The following is a 17,963-nucleotide window of genomic DNA, read 5'->3' on the forward strand; positions in this document are numbered from 1 at the left end:
GCGGTAATCTCCTGCTTTGGCTTACCGCTTTATTATACTAAATACCATGGTGAACTTGGATCGGCTGCTAAGACTGTTTGATCATAAGAACAGCCTACTTAGTTCAAAAGGTGATCAAAACGGAGTTTTCACACAGGCTGGGCGTGAACCGGACGTTCAGCCAGTCGTAAATTGAGCGTGTTTTTGCCACACTTGTCAGTACACCATTTAGGGATGAACGAATGTGCTGGCAACACAACAAAGTGAAATATATAAACGCCATCGACCAGAAACAACGTTACTCTATCAATTGGTTGAACGTTACTACCCAGAGTTTAACGCCAATTTAGCTGACCAAGGTAAGTATTTACCCAAATATGTTGAGCGTGAGTTTGATGAGTTCTTGCGTTGTGGTCGACTAGAGCACGGCTTTTTACGCGTGGTATGTGGCGACTGCAAGCATGAGAAGTTAGTCGCTTTTAGCTGTAAACGCAGAGGTTTCTGTCCTAGCTGCGGAGCCAGAAGAATGGCAGAAAGTGCAGCGCTTCTTGTAGATGATGTATTACTTGGTTATCCAATTCGCCAGTGGGTATTGAGTTTACCCATTCCGCTTCGATTGCTTCTAGCAAGGTACCCAAGTGAACTGAGCAAAGTGATGCAAATCATTCACCGCGCCATTTCCACGCACATTGTGAACAAAGCAGGCTTTACCAACAGACAAGCGAAAACTGGGGCAGTTACCCTGATTCAGCGATTTGGTAGCGCCCTTAATCTAAATATCCATTTCCACATGTTGTTCTTAGAAGGCGTGATTAGCGAAAATCCATGGGGTGGCACGACATTTACCCGCATTAAAGCACCTTCTCATAGCGACATGGTCGAACTAGTTCACACCATCAGTCATCGCATCGCTCTATATCTTGAGAAAGTAGGTTTGGTTGAGCGTGATATGGAAAACAGTTTTCTCAACTTGCCTGTTGATGATGAAGATAGCCTCCTCCATTTGCAAGGTGCTTCCGTCAGCTATCGCATAGCGATGGGTCCTCAACAAGGGCAAAAGGTGTTTACACTACATACACTCCCTGCAAGCAGTGACGGTGAATATGGTCAGTTGGCTAACACCTCCGGCTTTTCCTTACATGCAGGGGTCTTCGCTAATGCCGATGAGCCAGATAAGTTAGAAAGGTTATGCCGCTACATCAGTCGCCCAGCTATTAGTGAGCAACGTTTAAGTATGACTGACCATGGAAAGGTGCGCTATGAATTGAAGACGCCTTATAGAGATGGTACTACACACGTGTTCTTTGACCCTATCGACTTTATTGGCATACTAGCCGCTCTCATTCCGCCGCCAAGACTTAACCTCACCCGATTTTTCGGCGTATTCGCCCCTAACAGCAATCTTCGTGCACAAGTCACTGCATCACAACGCGGTAAGAACAGCCCTAGACTCGTCAATATAGAGGACGGACATTCGGATAAACCTTACCATGCGCGAGCTATGACGTGGGCCCAGCGCTTAAGGCGAGTATTCAATATTGACATCACTGAATGCGAAAAATGTGAAAAACACAATGTAAGCATCATCGCTTGCATAATAGATATCCACATTATTCAAAAAATACTGAAGCATTTAGATAAAAAGTACCCAACTTCTAAACAAACAAAACTGTTGCCACATTTGCGTGCGCCACCTGATGAACAATACGGAAACGATTTCACTATTCAACGTGACTTCAATTTTGGGGCGTAGGCTCCATTTACTGTTGCAAGAGTAAAGAAAAACACTAGTAAATGGTGGGGCTATTCGCGCTTCAATTCCTCATGTCCTTTACCAAAGGCCTGTCTACGCATGAAATGCTAAACTAACACGCCATAAAACACTCCCACAATTCGATATTTCAACAAACCAATCTAGTCATAAAGACAGCTGTCACAGGGGGTAGCAAATAGCTTTAATCCGCCTTATACTCCTGGAAATAATAGCCAATGAACGAAACAACATCTTCAATAAATACAAATTTTGACAAGCCAAGCTCCCAACCCGCGTTTTATATCCCTCATGGTGGTGGCCCGTGTTTCTTCATGGATTGGGAACCAAGCAATCTTTGGAACGGAATGGAGGCTTTTTTAAAAAGCATTGATACACGTTTACCAGAGCACCCAAAAGCCATTTTGCTAATTAGTGCACATTGGCAAGAAGCAAATTTTAGTGTTACCACAAACCCTGAACCTGCTTTAATTTATGACTACTATGGTTTTCCAGAGCACACTTATAAATTGAAATATCCCGCTAAGGGCGCACCGGCATTGGCCAAACGTATTGTTTCGTTACTCAGAACTGCGGGCTTAAGTAGTCAAGAAGACGCCATCAGAGGCTTTGACCACGGTATGTTTATTCCATTAATGTTGATGTTTCCTAAGGCCGATATTCCCGTCGTACAACTTTCTTTGCGAAATGATCTCAATCCTCAAGCTCACATTAAGGCTGGCCAAGCGCTAGCTCATTTGAGGGAGGAGGGAATACTAATAGTGGGTAGCGGAATGAGTTTTCATAACATGGCCGCTTATGGTAATTCTAAATATAGTGCAGCCTCGAAAGAATTTGATACTTGGCTAACGACGACAGTAGAAGCGTCTATTCCCAAGATGAAAGCTGAACTGGCATTATGGTATGAAGCCCCAAGCGCCCTTGACAGCCACCCATTAGGCAGCGAAGAGCACCTCATTCCTTTAATGGTTGTAGCTGGGACGGCACGTAAAGAGCGGGGTCGTAAAGTGTATTCTGAACAAATATATACCAATCAGGTGTCGGCTTTTATGTTTAAGTAGCGAATCTAGGGCAAAGTCAACTATGCCCTAGGTTTTGTTCGACTATACGTTTTACTAGGGGGTAGAAATATTAAACCAAAATGGAAAGTCTTCTAGCATTTGCAGTATCGATGCAAAGGCTTTGATATCTCCCTCAAATGCGATCGCCCCACTTTCCACCAATTCTGGAAACGACTTTGCTTTAATTAACATTAAATTTAGATCACTCCTATTCATTACAACAGATACATGCGCGTTTTCTGCTTTAATCCCCTCAATATTATTGAGATGTGCATTTTTTAATTCTAGAAAAAATGATTCACGGTTGTCAGGGAAACTAATATTTATCTTTAGATGTTTTCCAAGTGCTTTTTTTGTATCTAAACGTACACCCAAATAATCAAATATTAATTCAGAGCTCATTGCTGCAATAATATCCGGCCCCACTTTTGTGGCATCAATTTTATCTGGTAGACCATGTCTTAACTCATATGCACCCGTTAAATAAGTATTACGCCACCCCGCACTTTCAGCCTGATAGCCCATTTGTTCAAAAATATTGGCTTGTAATAGTCGAGCTTTCTCGTGCTGAGGCTGTGCGAAAATAAGCTTATCTAACAATTCGGCAGCCCAGCGATAGTCACCCTCATCATGCGCTTTTTGCGCTAAATCGATAATTTTTTGAGGCCCACCCATAGCGGCGACATATTTAGGAGCAGAGTCGGCAGGACTGAGCTTGTTAAGATTAGCTGGGTTCATATCAAAGAAACCTAGATACCTATTTAATACGCCTCGAACATTGTGTGAATATGAGCCGTGGTACCCTCTGTTATACCATTCATGAGCTAGCACATCAGGTACTTCAAGCTCATTGTGTATTTCATTAATTGTTACACCTTTGTTAGCTAAGTTGAGTGTTTTGTCATGTAAATAACCATATAAATCACGTTGCTTTTCAAGTACCTGTAACAGGTACTCATTACCCCATCGGGGCCAACTGTGTGAAGCAAACATTACCTCAGCATTTTTTGCATAGTTGTGGATTAGTTGATTGATGTACTTACTCCACCCTTGCGCGTCTCTCACTGCCGCGCCACGTAGAGTATATATATTGTGCATGGCACCAATTACATTCTCAGCGGTCCATAAGGCTTTAAATTGTGGAAAGTAGGTGTTCATTTCTGACGGAGACTCTGTGTCAGGTGTGTTTTGAAACACCATCTCAATACCATCAATTACCACTGTTTCCTCATCGTCTTCAATAATACGAGAAGGAGCAACAAGGCCAATTAATCCGCTTGATAAGCCTTTTCCTATCGCTGCGTCTACTAAACCAAATTCTGATTTTTCTAACACATTGCCATATTGATAGCTTGCTCTACGTGTCATTGCGTTACCGGCTAGCACGTTTTCTTTTATGGCATGTTCCATAAAGTCGCGAGGTGCGAGTACTTGCACCTCACCACGTTCAACTTGCTCTTGTGAAATAATACCAGTAACGCCGCCAAAGTGGTCGGCATGCGCATGACTATAAACAACCGCCTTTATTGGAAATTCACCTAATTCTTGTGTAACTAAAGCAAAAGCAGCCTTTGCAGTGGCTGGGGTAACTAATGAATCGAATACAATCCAACCCGTGTTGCCTTTAATAAAGGTCATGTTAGCTAAATCGTAGCCACGAACTTGATAGATGCGTTCACTCACCTCAAATAAGCCGTATTGCATATTTAAACGAGCTTGGCGCTCTAAAGAAGGGTTAATACTATCGTGATAATTTTCAGCAAAAAGAAAATCATAATTACCAAGTTCCCAAACGACTTTTCCTGAGTTATCTTTAATTTCAACTTTTTTAGGGCGTTTAATTAGGCCTTTTTCGGCCAGCTCGAAATCTTTCTTATTTGAAAATGGCAGGGCTTCTTTTATTGTTTGTTGATGCTTTAAGGTAGCAAGAGAAGCTGGTTTAGTGTCACGCTCGTTTGCGCCTACATGAACACTGTGACAGGCGGTCAAAATAATTATTAGCTTAAGAATTTTCATTGGTTTGCCTCAATGTAGCATGGCTCCAAAATAGGAGCCATATAATATTGTTTTACTAGACGTTTAGCGGCCTAAACGACGAAGTGCTGATGAAGAGAAATCTCGACGGTCGGCTTTTTTCCCCCACGTCATAAAGCGTGGTTCCTCATTCGCTAAACCAGTCACCAAGTAGCGTCCTGAATTAAGGTCATAAAGTGTTTCTGCAACCATCCACGGCGTATCTACATCATAAAACATTATGTTGTTTGCTTCTGAGATGCGCCATAAATCGCCACGCCCGTCATAATGATCAATAATCGATGCACCCCACGTGTCTTCATCAATATAAAAGACGCGTTTTGCATAGATATGTCTTGCGTCATCTTTTACTGTTGCTTCAACTACCCAAGCTCTATGTAATTCATAACGTAAAAAATCGGGGTTTAAATGGCCCTCTTTAACAATGTCTTTGTAGCTTGCGCTGGTGTCCAGTAATGAATAAGAATTGTAGGGCATGTATACTTCTTTTTTCCCTAATAGCTTCCACGTGTAGCGATCTGGTGCACCGTTATACATGTCATAGTTGTCGGTGGTTCTTAGACCATCGGTACCAGCCGCTGGACCATCGTATGCTACGTTAGGAGCACGACGAACTCTTCGCTGACCTGCATTGTACACCCATGCTCGGCGAGCCTCTTTAACTTGGTCTATGGTGTCGTGTACAAGCAAAGCGGTACCGGTTAATCGGGCTGGGGATGTAATAACTTGCAGGTAGTAGAACAACACATTATCGTCTTCTGCCTCTCGCCCAGAAGATAAAAACTCAGGCCAAACAAGTTGGTCATTGAGTTTCACTTCAACAAAACTACCGTCACTTTGAACCGGTATAGCAGAAAACATGCGTTCAGCCGAGCCCCCACGATAGCGCGTAATATGATTCCAAATGATTTCTAGCGCATTTGACGGAATAGGAAATGGAATGGTTGTGTCAAAACCACTTAGGCCGTTTCCACCTTGAACTAATTCTGCTGTTACCGCATTTTTTGCAACAAGATCATACATTTTATCTGGATAAGCAGCCGTTCGACGGGTTTCATAAACTGGCATTTTGTAACTAGGGTATTTCTTAAACATAGCAATTTGGCCAGCACTCAAATTATCTTTGTACTCGTCTACATTACTACTGTCGATGATGAATTTGGGCTTGTCATCGGAAAATGGATTATCAGGACGCCCTGGATCTTTGCTTTTTAGTCCACTTTTTGAATTCAAACCCCCTGTCCAAGCTGGAATTGTACCAGCTTCATTCCCTTGCATTTCTGCCCCTAAAGGTGTGAGTGTTGTACCCAGTTTTGCTGCCTCTTCAGGAGTCACCTTTGCCATTACCGACGCTGAAAGAAATGACAAAGATAATGTACCTACAATAAGTAATTTATTTTTCATGTTATGACTCCTTAATTAATATGAAATGCCGAAATTTAGAGACATAAAGTCTTTGTCTTCTAATATGTTATGACTACCGCCGCTAAACGCTCGATACCCAATGGTCATGCTGTATTTTTGTTGGTAAAGAGCCTCAAGCGATACGCCGAAAGACTTTTTCCCTTCGTGGAATTGTTGGCCAGGATCAGGCGAGTACCCGTCTACATCGTGTTGCCAATCGATAGTTGGTTTTAAACTAATACCACCAATTACGTTCTGGTAGTCTAGTACGCCGCGTATTCTATAACCCCAAGCGGTATCAGTGACAAAACCATCTTGAGCACAATCGCCGCCTATTGCACCTGCTGCAACAAGGTTAGTACAATTAATACCGTTACCAACATCAAAGTCACCCAAACCAAATACAGAGTTTCGACCATATTTTTGGTCTGAATCTTCAGCACCATCGGTTAAAATCATTCCAGCTTCAGCGATAACGGTAAGTCTAGATGCACCTAAAACGCGCTCAAAGAACTGCAAAGCTGTAACTTGAATCTGCGTTACATCGAGCTCGTCATAACCTAAAACTTCCTCTCCATAACCCACTTCTGCTATTCGCGAAGTATAGCGGAAGAAAGGTTGTTCTGAGAGCACACCATTGAGTAATTCTGGACCACTAATTTGAACAGGCGTATCGGGTTTGTAAGATACTTCTCCAGATACGGCAACTCCGCCAAGGTTCGTGGCAAAGCTAGCGCCAAAGTATTTGAGATCTTCTGGGAACACAATTCTATATTGAGGGTTGAGTGCTGATAACACGCCGCCTGTTGGATCTAAGGCTGCTGGCACAAATACACTCGTTACGCCAGGAACGGAAAGTGTTTTAGTGCGTATTGCATTAATTAGCGGTAAACGCGAATGAATATTCATATAGTATAAACCAAACTCAGTGTCGTTCAGCTCTGCGGCATAGTAACGTAATGCCAAACCAAATTGGTTACCGTCCTCAGCTTCATCATCGGCATAACGCTGTGCGAAGAAACCACCTTGCAAAGCTTGTTGATCGGGAACGGCAATTGTTACCGCAAAACAACCATCAGCCGCAAAGTCTGCACCAGAAAAGTAGGTACCACAGCCATCAATTTGGGTTTTTTCCCATTCATACTGATAAAATAGCTCTAAGTTTAAGTTTTCTGTTATGCCCGAATTAATGTAGGCCATACCAACAGGTAAGAGGCCTTCTTTCAGTTCCGCGCCAGGGCGCCGCAATGCATTCACGTCAAATGGGTTAGTAGAGTTTAACCCGCCTTGTATAAAAGTGCTCTCGCCCCAGCTAATAACTTGTCTACCCAATCTAAATTCGACAGGAGCATCACCAATATCAAAATTGGTATAAAAGTACGCATCCATTAGCTCTATGCCAGAGAATTTCGCAAAATCAGCAAAGTTGTCATCGTTTAAAGGCGCCCCTGGTGTATAATCATTTGGGGAATGCCCATGAGCTCGTGATTCATCTTTCAATTCTTTATCGTACCAATATTTGACGCGAGCAAATAAGCCCCAATTGTCTTTTGACAATTGAATATCATGTACACCTTTGATGATTTTTGAGAAGGTCTCATTTTTTTTGAAATTTAGGTTGCCGTCATCGGTGGTTGTCGTTGCGCCTATTCCACCGTTTAATGCACCAACAAAACGTTCGTTGGGATCTTTCAAACGCCAACTAGCACCTATTGTTAGTTGTGAGGTAATTTGCAGATGATAGTCTTGGTTTTCTCCAAAATAGAAATCTGAGCTGTATGCATTGCCAGTTAAAAACGTGCTGCATATCAGCGACGCGAGTAGGGTTTTCTTTAATTTTATATTCACAGGGCTTCCTCAATACTGATTTTACAGTTTGTTTACAACTACAACGTATATTTAAATAAAGGAAAGTGATAAGCAATTTGTGCCAATTAATTGTCATTTCATGCAAAAAGCATATAATAATTTAAATCGTCAATTTATATAGGCTTCCAGTTTGCCCAATTATTACTCAGCACTTAGCGGTTTTTTGATCCCATTTTCTAGGGCAATGCAAAGTAATAACTTAGACTTTGAAAGTGAATGTAAAAACTGTGGAATTTCGTTAATTGAACTTAATAATTTAGAATCTCGACTCGCAGCCGATGAATTAGCTCGTTTGGTGCATTATTGTAATCAAAAATTGGGACGTCATGATTTTTCAATAGAGATTGCAAAAAACTTTCACCCATCAATGTTTCATGCTTTAGGGTATGCAATGATGTCTTCATTTTCTTTGCACGATGCTTTGGAGCGCCTTGCAAGATATAAACGCGTTGTATCAAATACCTGCACAATAAACGTCAGTGAAAGTAGTCAATCTTTATTATTTGAAATGCAGATTGCCAACTACCCTGATTCAAATAGACCTGTTCTTGAGGCCTGTTTGGTTGAAACATTTTTAGCCACTATTGTCACTTTCTCAAGAGAACTTGTTGGCAGTCGAATATCGCCCATTTTAGTAAAATTAACGGCTAAAAACCCTCCGCCTGGACAAGAGGATTATTTATCATCGTTTTTTTGTTGCAACGTTGAGTACGAATGTAAAAGTAATTCGCTTACTTTTAGCCGCGAAGTGGCAGACACAAAGTTAATGGTAGGAAATGCGTTAATCTCTCAAATGCATGAAAAAGTGCTAGATGAATTATTAAATAGAATAGATAAGGGGGATTTAATTTATTTGATAAAAAGCAAAATCTATGAAGATTTGCCCATGGGTGCACCGTCTCAAAATGACATTGCCAAACATTTAGGCATGAGCTTACGAAGCTTGCAGCGCAAGCTAGCTGGCAAAAACACAAATTACAAAGAACTATTAGATAACACTAGAAAAAAATTGGCTTTGGACTATATTCGTCAGCAACATATTGCGTTTAGCGAAATAGGATACTTAGTTGGCTTTTCGAGTGTCAGTAATTTCAACCGAGCCTTTAAACGTTGGACAAACAAAACCCCCAGCGAATACCGAAACCTAGACGGTGGTGAACACTAATTTTAGTTGCCTTAAGATAATTTCTCACACCTTAGGTATTCAATTACTCCCTTCCTTTACACAGCGGTTCTACACAAATGTGCTCGTTAAGATAAGCATTTGGCATGTAAAAACAAGACATAATCTATTTATTTGTTAAATTTGTGTTACTTAAACTTTAGTGTAGTTGGATTATCCTTTGAAAAAAATACTACTTGCGTGTGCTGCACTCACATATGGCACAGTTTGTTTAGCCGCAGATAAACTAGAACTATTAAACGAGCATGCGATAAAAAGTCAGCTAGCTAGTGAAAGCATTTTGCTCAATATTATGCAACATAATGAAAGTTTGATTGCAGTTGGGGAGCGTGGGCATATTATCGAGTGGGAAAACCCTAATAAGTGGTCCCAATTCTCTGTCCCAGTGAGTGTGACCATTACCGATGTTACCCAGCTAAAAAATGGTAACTTTGTGGCAGTTGGCCACGATGCAGCGATCTTACTGTTTAATCAAAATACAAAAAAATGGACTAAAGTGTTCGATGGTTACGATTTGACAAAGCTAGTGATTAGTTCGTTAGCTAAACAAATACTAGCACAAGAAGCTCGTTTGCAAGACCTACCCGAAGATGCTGATCGATATGAAGAAGAATATCGTTTAGAAGATTTAGAATATGCACACAAAGACGCTCAAACCGAATTAGATACAGGACCAAATAAACCACTATTGTCAGTAATAACGGCTGACAACGGGGATGTATTTGTGACCGGCGCGTACGGTGTTTTGCTACGCAGTAAAGATGAGGGACTAACGTGGGATTTAGTAAGCAATAAAATAGACAATATTGATAAATTTCATCTAAATTCGATAGTCAAAGATGTAGATGGTGCCTTGTACATTGTTGGTGAAAATGCGGTAGCAGCTCGTTCAAGCGATAATGGAAACACTTGGGAAAGCATGGAACTGCCTTACCATGGAAGTTTCTTTGGTGTTATAGCGTCACAAAACTCTAAACACTTAATTGCTTTCGGATTGCAAGGACACTTTGCCGTTTCAAACGATAGTGGGCTCAACTGGCGCTTGATAGAAAAGAAGCTTTCAAGCTCATTCTTAGGCGGTACCGTTAGCGACAAAGGCATAGCCTACTTAGTTGGGCACGGTGGCCTTGTGCTTAGTTTTCCCCTTGATAAGCCAAACCAGCAAACAATATATAAGCATCCATCGGGTGCTACTTTTTCTGCAGTCACGCTCGAAGGCAATAAACAGCTAGTGTTGGTTGGACAACAGGGTATTACTAGATGGAACTTAGGGAAATAAGGAATCAATATGTCTAACACGCAATTTTTAACAGAACGGTTTTTTGAAAAATTTATTTTCTCCTTTCGAGTGCCCATATTAGCTTTATTGGCAATCATATTCGCATTTCTAGCGACCGAAGCAATGCAGGTTAAACCCGAAGCAAGTTTCAGCAAAATGGTGCCTGGCAATCATGAATTTATTAATAACTATAAAGCTTACCAGAGTGAATTAGCTGATTTAGGTAATGTTATTCGTGTTGTTGTAGAAACCGAAGAGGATGATATTTTTACTCAAGAGTTTCAAGAAATTCTTAAACAGGTGACCGATGATGTATTTTTCATTCCAGGTGTAAACCGCAATAGTTTAAAAAGCCTTTGGACGCCAAGTGTACGCTGGCAAGAAGTTACTGAGGAAGGTTTTGTTGGTGGCGCTGTTGTGCCTGATGGTTACGATGGTTCGTCGGCAATGCTTGACCAACTAAAAACCAATGTTTTTAAATCTGGTCAAGTAGGCGTATTGGTTGGCAATGACTTTAAATCAGCAATTGTTTTGGCTCCTTTACAAGATAAAAATCCTGAAACAGGGCTTCCATTGGACTACAGAGCTTTATCAGAAACATTGGAACGCGATATTCGCAACAAATATGATAGTGATACAATCAATATTCGTATCGTGGGCTTTGCGAAAGTGGTTGGTGATTTGATTGAAGGTGCGGTCGAAGTTGTTATTTTCTTTGCGTTGGCTGTGTTAATAACCTTTTTACTGCTGTATTTGTATTCCAGATGTATCCGCAGCACCCTGATTGTTTTGGTGTTTTCGATACTTGCGGTTATTAGTCAATTAGGAATATTAAACCTTCTTGGATACGGCGTAAATCCATATAGTATGCTTGTACCATTTTTGGTATTTGCCATTGGTGTTAGCCATGGTGTGCAAATTATTACTGCCATTATTCAACAGGTTGGCGCTGGAGAAGACAAGCTTACGGCATCCAAACTTGCGTTTCGATCTTTATATTTGGCTGGTATCACGGCCTTGGCAAGCGATGCGATCGGTTTCACTACACTCATGGTAATCGACATAGGTGTAATAAGAGAATTGGCTATTGCTGCAAGTATTGGGGTAGCGGTTATTATAATTACCAACTTAGTTGCAATACCAATCGTAATTAGTTTTATTGGTGTGTCAGCAAAGAAAAACGAAAGAAATCAAACGGCAACATCCGAATCTAACAAAATGTTTACGATAATCGCTCGTTTTGCGCGCCCAGCGATGGCAAAAACGGCCTTAGTTGTAGCGCTTCTGCTTTGTGTCTTAGGTCTTTATTATTCTCAATTTTTAAAAATTGGTGATTTAGATGCTGGTGCACCTGAATTGCGTCCAGATTCACGCTACAACCTTGATAACGCCTATGTAGTTGCCAATTACAGCACCAGTACCGATGTATTTGTTGTTATGGCAAAAACAACTCCCGACACCTGCATAAGCTATAACAACCTAATTTGGGTTGATAAGTTGCAGTGGGAATTAAAAAATATTCATGGCGTACAGGATGTCAAATCAGTGGTTAATGTCTCGAAGTTTGGTATGTTTGGTATGAACGAAGGTTCATTAAAGTGGTTTGGACTCAATCGAAATCAATTTATGATTAACGCCTCTGTTGCAAAAACACCCCCAGGCCTAATTAACCAAGATTGTTCTATGGCCCCTATTCTCGTATTTTTAGACGACCATAAAGCCGACACACTCAATAAAGTGGTAGCAACAGTAGAACAGTTCAAAGCTGACAATGATTCGGGTGACGTTGAATTTTTACTTGCTGCTGGTAATGCAGGAGTTGAGGCAGTAACTAACATAGTAATTGAAGACGCTCAAATTGAGATGTTAGTGTGGGTTTACTCTGTGGTTATTGCCTTATGTTTAATAACCTTTAGGTCAGTACGAATAGTCATTGCAATTATCATCCCGTTAATGCTCACCTCGTTGCTAAGTCAAGCATTAATGGCCTATCTAGGAATTGGCGTAAAAGTCGCCACGCTTCCGGTGATAGCGTTGGGTGTTGGCATAGGTGTTGATTATGGTATTTATATTTTCAGTAAAACGCGTGAAGCATTAGCGCTTCAAAAATCATTGTATGAAAGTTATTTATACGCACTCAAACAAACTGGTAAAGCAGTCGCGTTTACTGGGATAACACTAGCAATAGGCGTAGCAACATGGGTATTTTCTCCAATTAAGTTTCAAGCAGATATGGGCTTGTTATTAACCTTTATGTTTCTATTGAACATGGTGGGGGCGCTTACCTTAATTCCGGCTATTGCTTGGCTTTTAAGAATTGGAGCGAGTAATGATAAACAAAAAAAACCAGCAAAAGAGGCCAGCCATGTCTAATTTAATTACCGAAATATCTACACTTGCATCAATTTTAGAACAGCAGCGTGCGGCCTTTTCCGCTCAACCTTATCCTGATTACAAAGATAGAATTGACAAGCTAAAGCGTTTGAAAAATTTGGTTTTACAAAATCAGGGTGCTTTAGTACAAAGCTTATGCCAAGATTTTGGTCACCGAAGTAATGACGATTCTCTTATAGGCGACATACTTACTTCTGTTTCGGGTATTAACTACAGCATAGATCGTTTAAAAAAATGGATGAAACCTAAGCGTAAGCATATAGGTATTTTATTTCAGCCTGCTAGTGGCCATGTAATGCATCAGCCTCTTGGAATTATTGGCATTATCGTACCTTGGAATTACCCACTCTTTTTGTCTTTGGGACCCTTAACCACTGCGCTGGCGGCTGGTAATCGGGCCATGCTTAAAATGTCAGAATTTACGCCCAATACCAACGAATTGTTAGCCAAACTCATTGCGCAAGAATTTCCCTTAGATGAAGTTGCGGTTATTGGTGGCGAAGCCGATATGGCCGCAGCGTTTTCATCGTTAAGCTTTGATCATTTGTTTTTTACGGGATCGACACAAGTTGGCAAATTAGTAATGCAAGCCGCTGCTAAAAATCTCGTTCCCGTTACCCTAGAGTTGGGAGGAAAATCACCAGCTATTATCGCTGACGACGTGCCCATCAAAACCGCCGTTGAGCGTTTTATCTTTGGGAAAACCTTAAATTGTGGGCAAACCTGTGTGGCCCCCGATTATCTCTTTTGCCCTGAAGGGAAGCAACAAGCATTAATCGATGAAATACGATTGCGCTTCAATACAATGTTTCCAACAGTACAAACCAATGACGACTACACCAATATTGTTAATCAGCGCCAATACGAGAGAATTCAAGGTTTATTAGAAGACGCAAAGGAAAAGGGGGCAAACATTATTCCCTTAGTGCAAGAAAATATTGAAACAAGCAAGCGAAAAATTCCGTTAACGGTTGTTACCAACGTAAACGACAATATGAAAATCATGCAAGAAGAGATATTTGGTCCCTTGTTACCGATTAAAGAATATAAAGACATGAGTGAGGTCATTGCTTATGTTAGCGCTAATCCGCGTCCACTCTCGTTGTATATTTATAGTTTCGATAAAGACCTTCAAACACGTATATTAAAAGAAACTATCGCCGGTGGAGTATGCATTAATGACGCAGCTTTTCATGTAGCGAATGAAGATCTACCTTTTGGTGGTGTTGGTGCTTCAGGTATGGGGAACTATCATGGAGAAGAAGGCTTTGTTCGTTTTTCGCATGCCAAATCAATCTTAAAACGCGGAAAATTATCCTTCGCTCACCTGCTTTTTCCTCCCTATGGAAAAGCAGTACACAAACTTGTATATAAATTATTTATCAGATAAACGACGAGGTGCTAAAAATGACAACAATAAATAGCTTAGCGGATTTAATTGAAGAAGGGCTTATAACACATGCTAACAAACCTGCCTTTCATTGCTTAGGGCAAACCCTTACTTTCGCGCAAATAGACCAAAAATCACAAGCTTTAGCGGTTTGGTTACAGCAACAATCTGGTTTAAATGCTGGTGATAGAATTGCGATACAATTACCAAATATAATCCAATACCCAATTGCAGCATATGGCGCCTTACGCGCAGGCCTTGTTTTGGTAAATACCAACCCACTCTATACCACCCGCGAAATGCAGCATCAGTTTTCTGATTCTGGAGCTAAAGCAATAATCATTTTGGCTGACTTATATCCAAAATTAGAAGCAATTCTGTCGCAAACCGATATTGAGCAGGTGATTGTGACACATGCAACAGATCTCATTGCTCCCGAAAAATCATCAGAAGCGCCAAAAGGTGCGCTTCGATTGATTGATATTATGAGTGATGACTCGACAGGAACATTAGAAGCACGACAAAATCAGTCTCTAAATGACGTATGTGCGTTGCAATATACCGGCGGAACAACAGGTGTTTCAAAAGGAGCGATGTTGTCAAACGGGAATATTATAAGTAATGCGCGACAAACATTTTCTCGATTGAAGCTTGACCCGAAAGTAGGTGGTGAGATTTTTGTCTGTCCATTACCGCTTTATCATATTTACGCATTTACAGTGAATATGGTTATGTTTGCTTGCAATGGCAATATGAACATATTAATTCCTAACCCGAGGGATATTGAAGGATTTATACAGGCCATTAAGCCATTCCAATTCACTGGCTTTGCGGGTTTGAATACTCTATTTATAGGCCTGTGTAGTCACCCTGATTTTAAAGCCCTTGATTTTTCTCAATTGAAAATGACGATATCAGGTGGGACAGCACTCACCTCGTCGGCTGCCGATATTTGGAGACAAGTAACGGGTTGTTCTATTTCTGAGGGCTACGGTTTGTCTGAAACATCACCTGTTTTAAGTATAAATGAGCCTGGGAAAGAGGTTTTGGGTACGGTTGGGAAACCACTTCCCGACACGATTATAAAATTTGTTGACTCTCAGGGAAATGAGGTCAAAAAAGGCGAAGAAGGCGAACTAATTGCCAGTGGTCCTCAGGTGATGTTGGGGTATTGGAAACGAGAAGATGAAACAAAGAAAGCAATGACATCTGACGGTTTTTTCAAAACCGGTGATATAGGTTTAGAGCTAGAATCGGGCCACATAAAAATTGTCGACCGTTTAAAAGATATGGTGGTGGTGTCAGGCTTTAATGTTTACCCAAATGAAGTAGAACAAATAATTACTCAACACCCAAATGTACTCGAAGCAGCCGTTATTGGTGAGCCATGTGAGCACTCTGGAGAAAAAGTATGTGCATATATAACGGTATCTAAGCCTGTTAGTGAACAAGAATTGATTAGTTATTGTAGAGAGTATTTGACGGGCTATAAAGTGCCTAAAAAAGTCGTTATTTTGGAAGAATTGCCAAAATCAACAGTTGGTAAGATATTGCGTCGTGAATTACGTAAATGACGCCACACATTATGCTTAGTTTTGTTGGTGTATGTCAGTGTAAGGAATCTTTATGAATTTTGATTATGTAATAATTGGTGCGGGCTCAGCTGGTTGCGTTATGGCTAACAGGCTATCTGCAAATTCTCAACACAGTGTTTGCGTATTAGAAGCCGGTAGTGATAACAAAAGCCTGTTAGTAAACACCCCTGGCGCATTTGCTGCCTTTATGTTTTTGAAAAAATATAATTGGAGCTTTAATTCAACCTCAAAGCCCGATATTCGCAAAGGTGATGAAATGTTCGTTCCGCGTGGCAAGGGACTAGGTGGTAGTTCGGCAACAAATGCCATGTTATATATCCGAGGTCAGGCACAAGACTATGATCACTGGGCATCGCTTGGTAATGAGGGCTGGGCTTTTAAAGATATTCTACCGTATTTTAAAAAATCTGAGAATAACGAAGACTTCTCAAATGACTTGCACGGTCAAGGTGGACCACTCAACGTGTCAACGCGTCCTATTTATTATGAAATTAGTAAGCGTTTTATTGAGGCGAGTAGGGAAGCTGGTTTTAAGTATAATGAAGATTTTAATGGTTATGATCAGGAAGGTGTAGGCTACTATCAGTGCACAATAAAAGATGGTAAACGTTGCAGCGCAGCAAAAGCATATTTATTTCCTGTGATGGATAGACCGAATTTGCAGGTTAAAACGGGTGCTATAGTAAAACGTATACTGATTGAAAATAACAAAGCAGTGGGTGTTGAGTTTGAAATGAATAAGCAAACTCACACAATTATGGCAAACAAAGAGGTAATTTTAAGTGCCGGTGCCATTCAGTCACCGCAAATCCTTATGCTTTCTGGAATTGGCGACAGGGAAGAGCTTCAAGCACACAATATTCCCGTTGCTAAGCACTTACCTGGCGTTGGTAAAAATTTACAAGATCATGTTGATGCCTGTGTTTTGGTGCGTAGTAAGAAACGAGATGGTTTTACCGCATCTTTGTCTGGTCTTGTGAGTATGTTCCCACATCTTATAAAGTACGCATTTAAAAAAGAAGGAAAGCTTGCAAACAGTATGCTTGAGGCTGGTGGGTTTTTAAAATCTTCAAACGAAATTGATAGGCCTGATATTCAATTACATATGGTGCCCTTGCTATACGACGATAACGGTAGAGACTTAAAACTAATGAATGAACATGGTTATTCTTGTCATGTGTGTGTGTTACGTCCAGAAAGTCGTGGAAGCATAAAACTAAAATCAAAAAGCTATAAAGATGAACCTATTATCGATTTTAACTTTTTTTCAGATGAGCAAGGCAAAGATAGGAGAGTCATTGTAGATGGTATTCGTCAGTTAAGAAAAATTATGGCCGCACCTTCATTTGACGAACACCGTTTGAGCGAAATGCATCCAAGCATTGAAAATGAATCTGATGAAAGCATTTTTGCAAAAGCGAAAGAAAGATTAGGTTTGGTATATCACCCAGTTGGCACATGTAAAATGGGTCAAGATGACCTTGCGGTGGTTGATAAAGAGTTAAAGGTACACGGGATTGACTCGTTGCGAGTCGTTGATGCCTCAATTATGCCAACACTTATTAGTGGTAATACGAATGCGCCAACAATGGCTATTGCCGAAAAAATTGCCGATGCAATGGTAAATTAGCCTTAAGGCAGATCTCTTGCCATGAAAACATTTCATACTTAATTTGTTAATTTTTCAAAAAACCGCCATTGTGCTTTTTGTTGGTAGTGTAAGTTATTGAATTGTATTGATAAATAACCTTTTATTAAGTGGAATGTGAATTGCACTAGCTTAGGTGAACATCCTAAGGAGCAAAATTGTTTATTTTGCTCACCTTCACTTAATAAGAGGAAATTAACCATGGCACAATCAAAACCGTTGTCTTTTCTAAAGTCTGCGATGGTTTTGAAGTCAGGTTGTAAACGCTCAAGTAACCACATTAGCTCTACATTGCGATGGGTTTCTTTTTCTAATCGGCGAGATGACTGAATACGATTCAAATAGCCATAAATATA

At 40.6% G+C, this 17,963-nt stretch carries 11 protein-coding genes and 1 pseudogene; 8 read left to right on the forward strand and 4 right to left on the reverse strand.

Annotation, left to right across the window (positions count from 1 at the left end; translation table 11 throughout):
* Positions 1 to 223 precede the first annotated feature (223 nt).
* Both ACKLNX_RS00370 and ACKLNX_RS00375 read left to right on the forward strand, forming a co-directional pair.
* Positions 224 to 1,732: a transposase gene (locus ACKLNX_RS00370; RefSeq protein WP_412970810.1), complete on the forward strand. Its 1,509-nt coding sequence runs from the start codon at positions 224 to 226 to the stop codon at positions 1,730 to 1,732.
* A gap of 236 nt (positions 1,733 to 1,968) precedes the next feature.
* On the forward strand, positions 1,969 to 2,811 hold the full coding sequence (locus ACKLNX_RS00375; RefSeq protein WP_412970811.1) for a DODA-type extradiol aromatic ring-opening family dioxygenase: 843 nt from the start codon (positions 1,969 to 1,971) through the stop codon (positions 2,809 to 2,811).
* 54 nt (positions 2,812 to 2,865) lie between these two features.
* Here the strand turns inward: ACKLNX_RS00375 and ACKLNX_RS00380 are convergent, their stop codons facing one another.
* The 3 genes from ACKLNX_RS00380 to ACKLNX_RS00390 form a co-directional block, all read right to left on the reverse strand.
* Positions 2,866 to 4,827 carry an alkyl/aryl-sulfatase gene (locus ACKLNX_RS00380; protein WP_412970812.1) on the reverse strand — a complete coding sequence of 654 codons (1,962 nt, stop codon included), beginning with the start codon at positions 4,825 to 4,827 and terminating at the stop codon, positions 2,866 to 2,868.
* Between the two features lie 63 nt (positions 4,828 to 4,890).
* Complete coding sequence (locus tag ACKLNX_RS00385) at positions 4,891 to 6,249, reverse strand: DUF1329 domain-containing protein (RefSeq protein ID WP_412970813.1); 1,359 nt, start codon at positions 6,247 to 6,249, stop codon at positions 4,891 to 4,893.
* A 15-nt stretch (positions 6,250 to 6,264) separates the two neighbouring features.
* Positions 6,265 to 8,097, reverse strand: coding sequence for a DUF1302 domain-containing protein (locus ACKLNX_RS00390; protein ID WP_412970814.1), 1,833 nt, complete (start codon positions 8,095 to 8,097; stop codon positions 6,265 to 6,267).
* A 151-nt stretch (positions 8,098 to 8,248) separates the two neighbouring features.
* Here ACKLNX_RS00390 and ACKLNX_RS00395 point away from each other — a divergent pair, with 151 nt between their 5' ends.
* From ACKLNX_RS00395 to ACKLNX_RS00420, 6 genes are all read left to right on the forward strand, one after another.
* Positions 8,249 to 9,283: an AraC family transcriptional regulator gene (locus tag ACKLNX_RS00395; protein WP_412970815.1), complete on the forward strand. Its 1,035-nt coding sequence runs from the start codon at positions 8,249 to 8,251 to the stop codon at positions 9,281 to 9,283.
* 178 nt (positions 9,284 to 9,461) lie between these two features.
* The gene (locus ACKLNX_RS00400; protein ID WP_412970816.1) at positions 9,462 to 10,580 is read left to right on the forward strand and encodes a WD40/YVTN/BNR-like repeat-containing protein; all 1,119 of its coding nucleotides are present in this window, start codon (positions 9,462 to 9,464) and stop codon (positions 10,578 to 10,580) included.
* Between the two features lie 9 nt (positions 10,581 to 10,589).
* The gene (locus ACKLNX_RS00405) at positions 10,590 to 12,953 is read left to right on the forward strand and encodes an efflux RND transporter permease subunit (RefSeq protein ID WP_412970817.1); all 2,364 of its coding nucleotides are present in this window, start codon (positions 10,590 to 10,592) and stop codon (positions 12,951 to 12,953) included.
* Entirely contained in the window at positions 12,946 to 14,364 is a 1,419-nt protein-coding gene (locus tag ACKLNX_RS00410) for a coniferyl aldehyde dehydrogenase (protein ID WP_412970818.1), read from the forward strand. The genes ACKLNX_RS00405 and ACKLNX_RS00410 overlap by 8 nt, the downstream gene beginning before the upstream one ends.
* Before the next feature lie 17 nt (positions 14,365 to 14,381).
* A complete protein-coding gene (locus ACKLNX_RS00415) occupies positions 14,382 to 15,938 on the forward strand; it encodes an AMP-binding protein (protein ID WP_412970819.1) in 1,557 nt (518 codons plus the stop codon).
* A 52-nt stretch (positions 15,939 to 15,990) separates the two neighbouring features.
* Positions 15,991 to 17,589, forward strand: coding sequence for a GMC family oxidoreductase (locus ACKLNX_RS00420; RefSeq protein ID WP_412970820.1), 1,599 nt, complete (start codon positions 15,991 to 15,993; stop codon positions 17,587 to 17,589).
* Between the two features lie 233 nt (positions 17,590 to 17,822).
* On the opposite strand, the pseudogene ACKLNX_RS00425 reads toward ACKLNX_RS00420, so the two are convergent.
* A pseudogene (locus tag ACKLNX_RS00425) lies at positions 17,823 to 17,963 on the reverse strand (transposase); the annotation flags it as partial.

It is taken from the genome of Glaciecola sp. MF2-115 (assembly GCF_047250385.1).
Taxonomy (GTDB): domain Bacteria; phylum Pseudomonadota; class Gammaproteobacteria; order Enterobacterales; family Alteromonadaceae; genus Glaciecola.

What these genes read in the sequence shown, in the direction of transcription:
- ACKLNX_RS00380 (WP_412970812.1), bottom strand. Translation starts at nt 4,827, where the DNA reads ATGAAAATTCTTAAGCTAATAATTATTTTGACCGCCTGTCACAGTGTT.
- ACKLNX_RS00420 (WP_412970820.1), top strand. Translation starts at nt 15,991, where the DNA reads ATGAATTTTGATTATGTAATAATTGGTGCGGGCTCAGCTGGTTGCGTT.
- ACKLNX_RS00385 (WP_412970813.1), bottom strand. Translation starts at nt 6,249, where the DNA reads ATGAAAAATAAATTACTTATTGTAGGTACATTATCTTTGTCATTTCTT.
- ACKLNX_RS00410 (WP_412970818.1), top strand. Translation starts at nt 12,946, where the DNA reads ATGTCTAATTTAATTACCGAAATATCTACACTTGCATCAATTTTAGAA.
- ACKLNX_RS00405 (WP_412970817.1), top strand. Translation starts at nt 10,590, where the DNA reads ATGTCTAACACGCAATTTTTAACAGAACGGTTTTTTGAAAAATTTATT.
- ACKLNX_RS00375 (WP_412970811.1), top strand. Translation starts at nt 1,969, where the DNA reads ATGAACGAAACAACATCTTCAATAAATACAAATTTTGACAAGCCAAGC.
- ACKLNX_RS00415 (WP_412970819.1), top strand. Translation starts at nt 14,382, where the DNA reads ATGACAACAATAAATAGCTTAGCGGATTTAATTGAAGAAGGGCTTATA.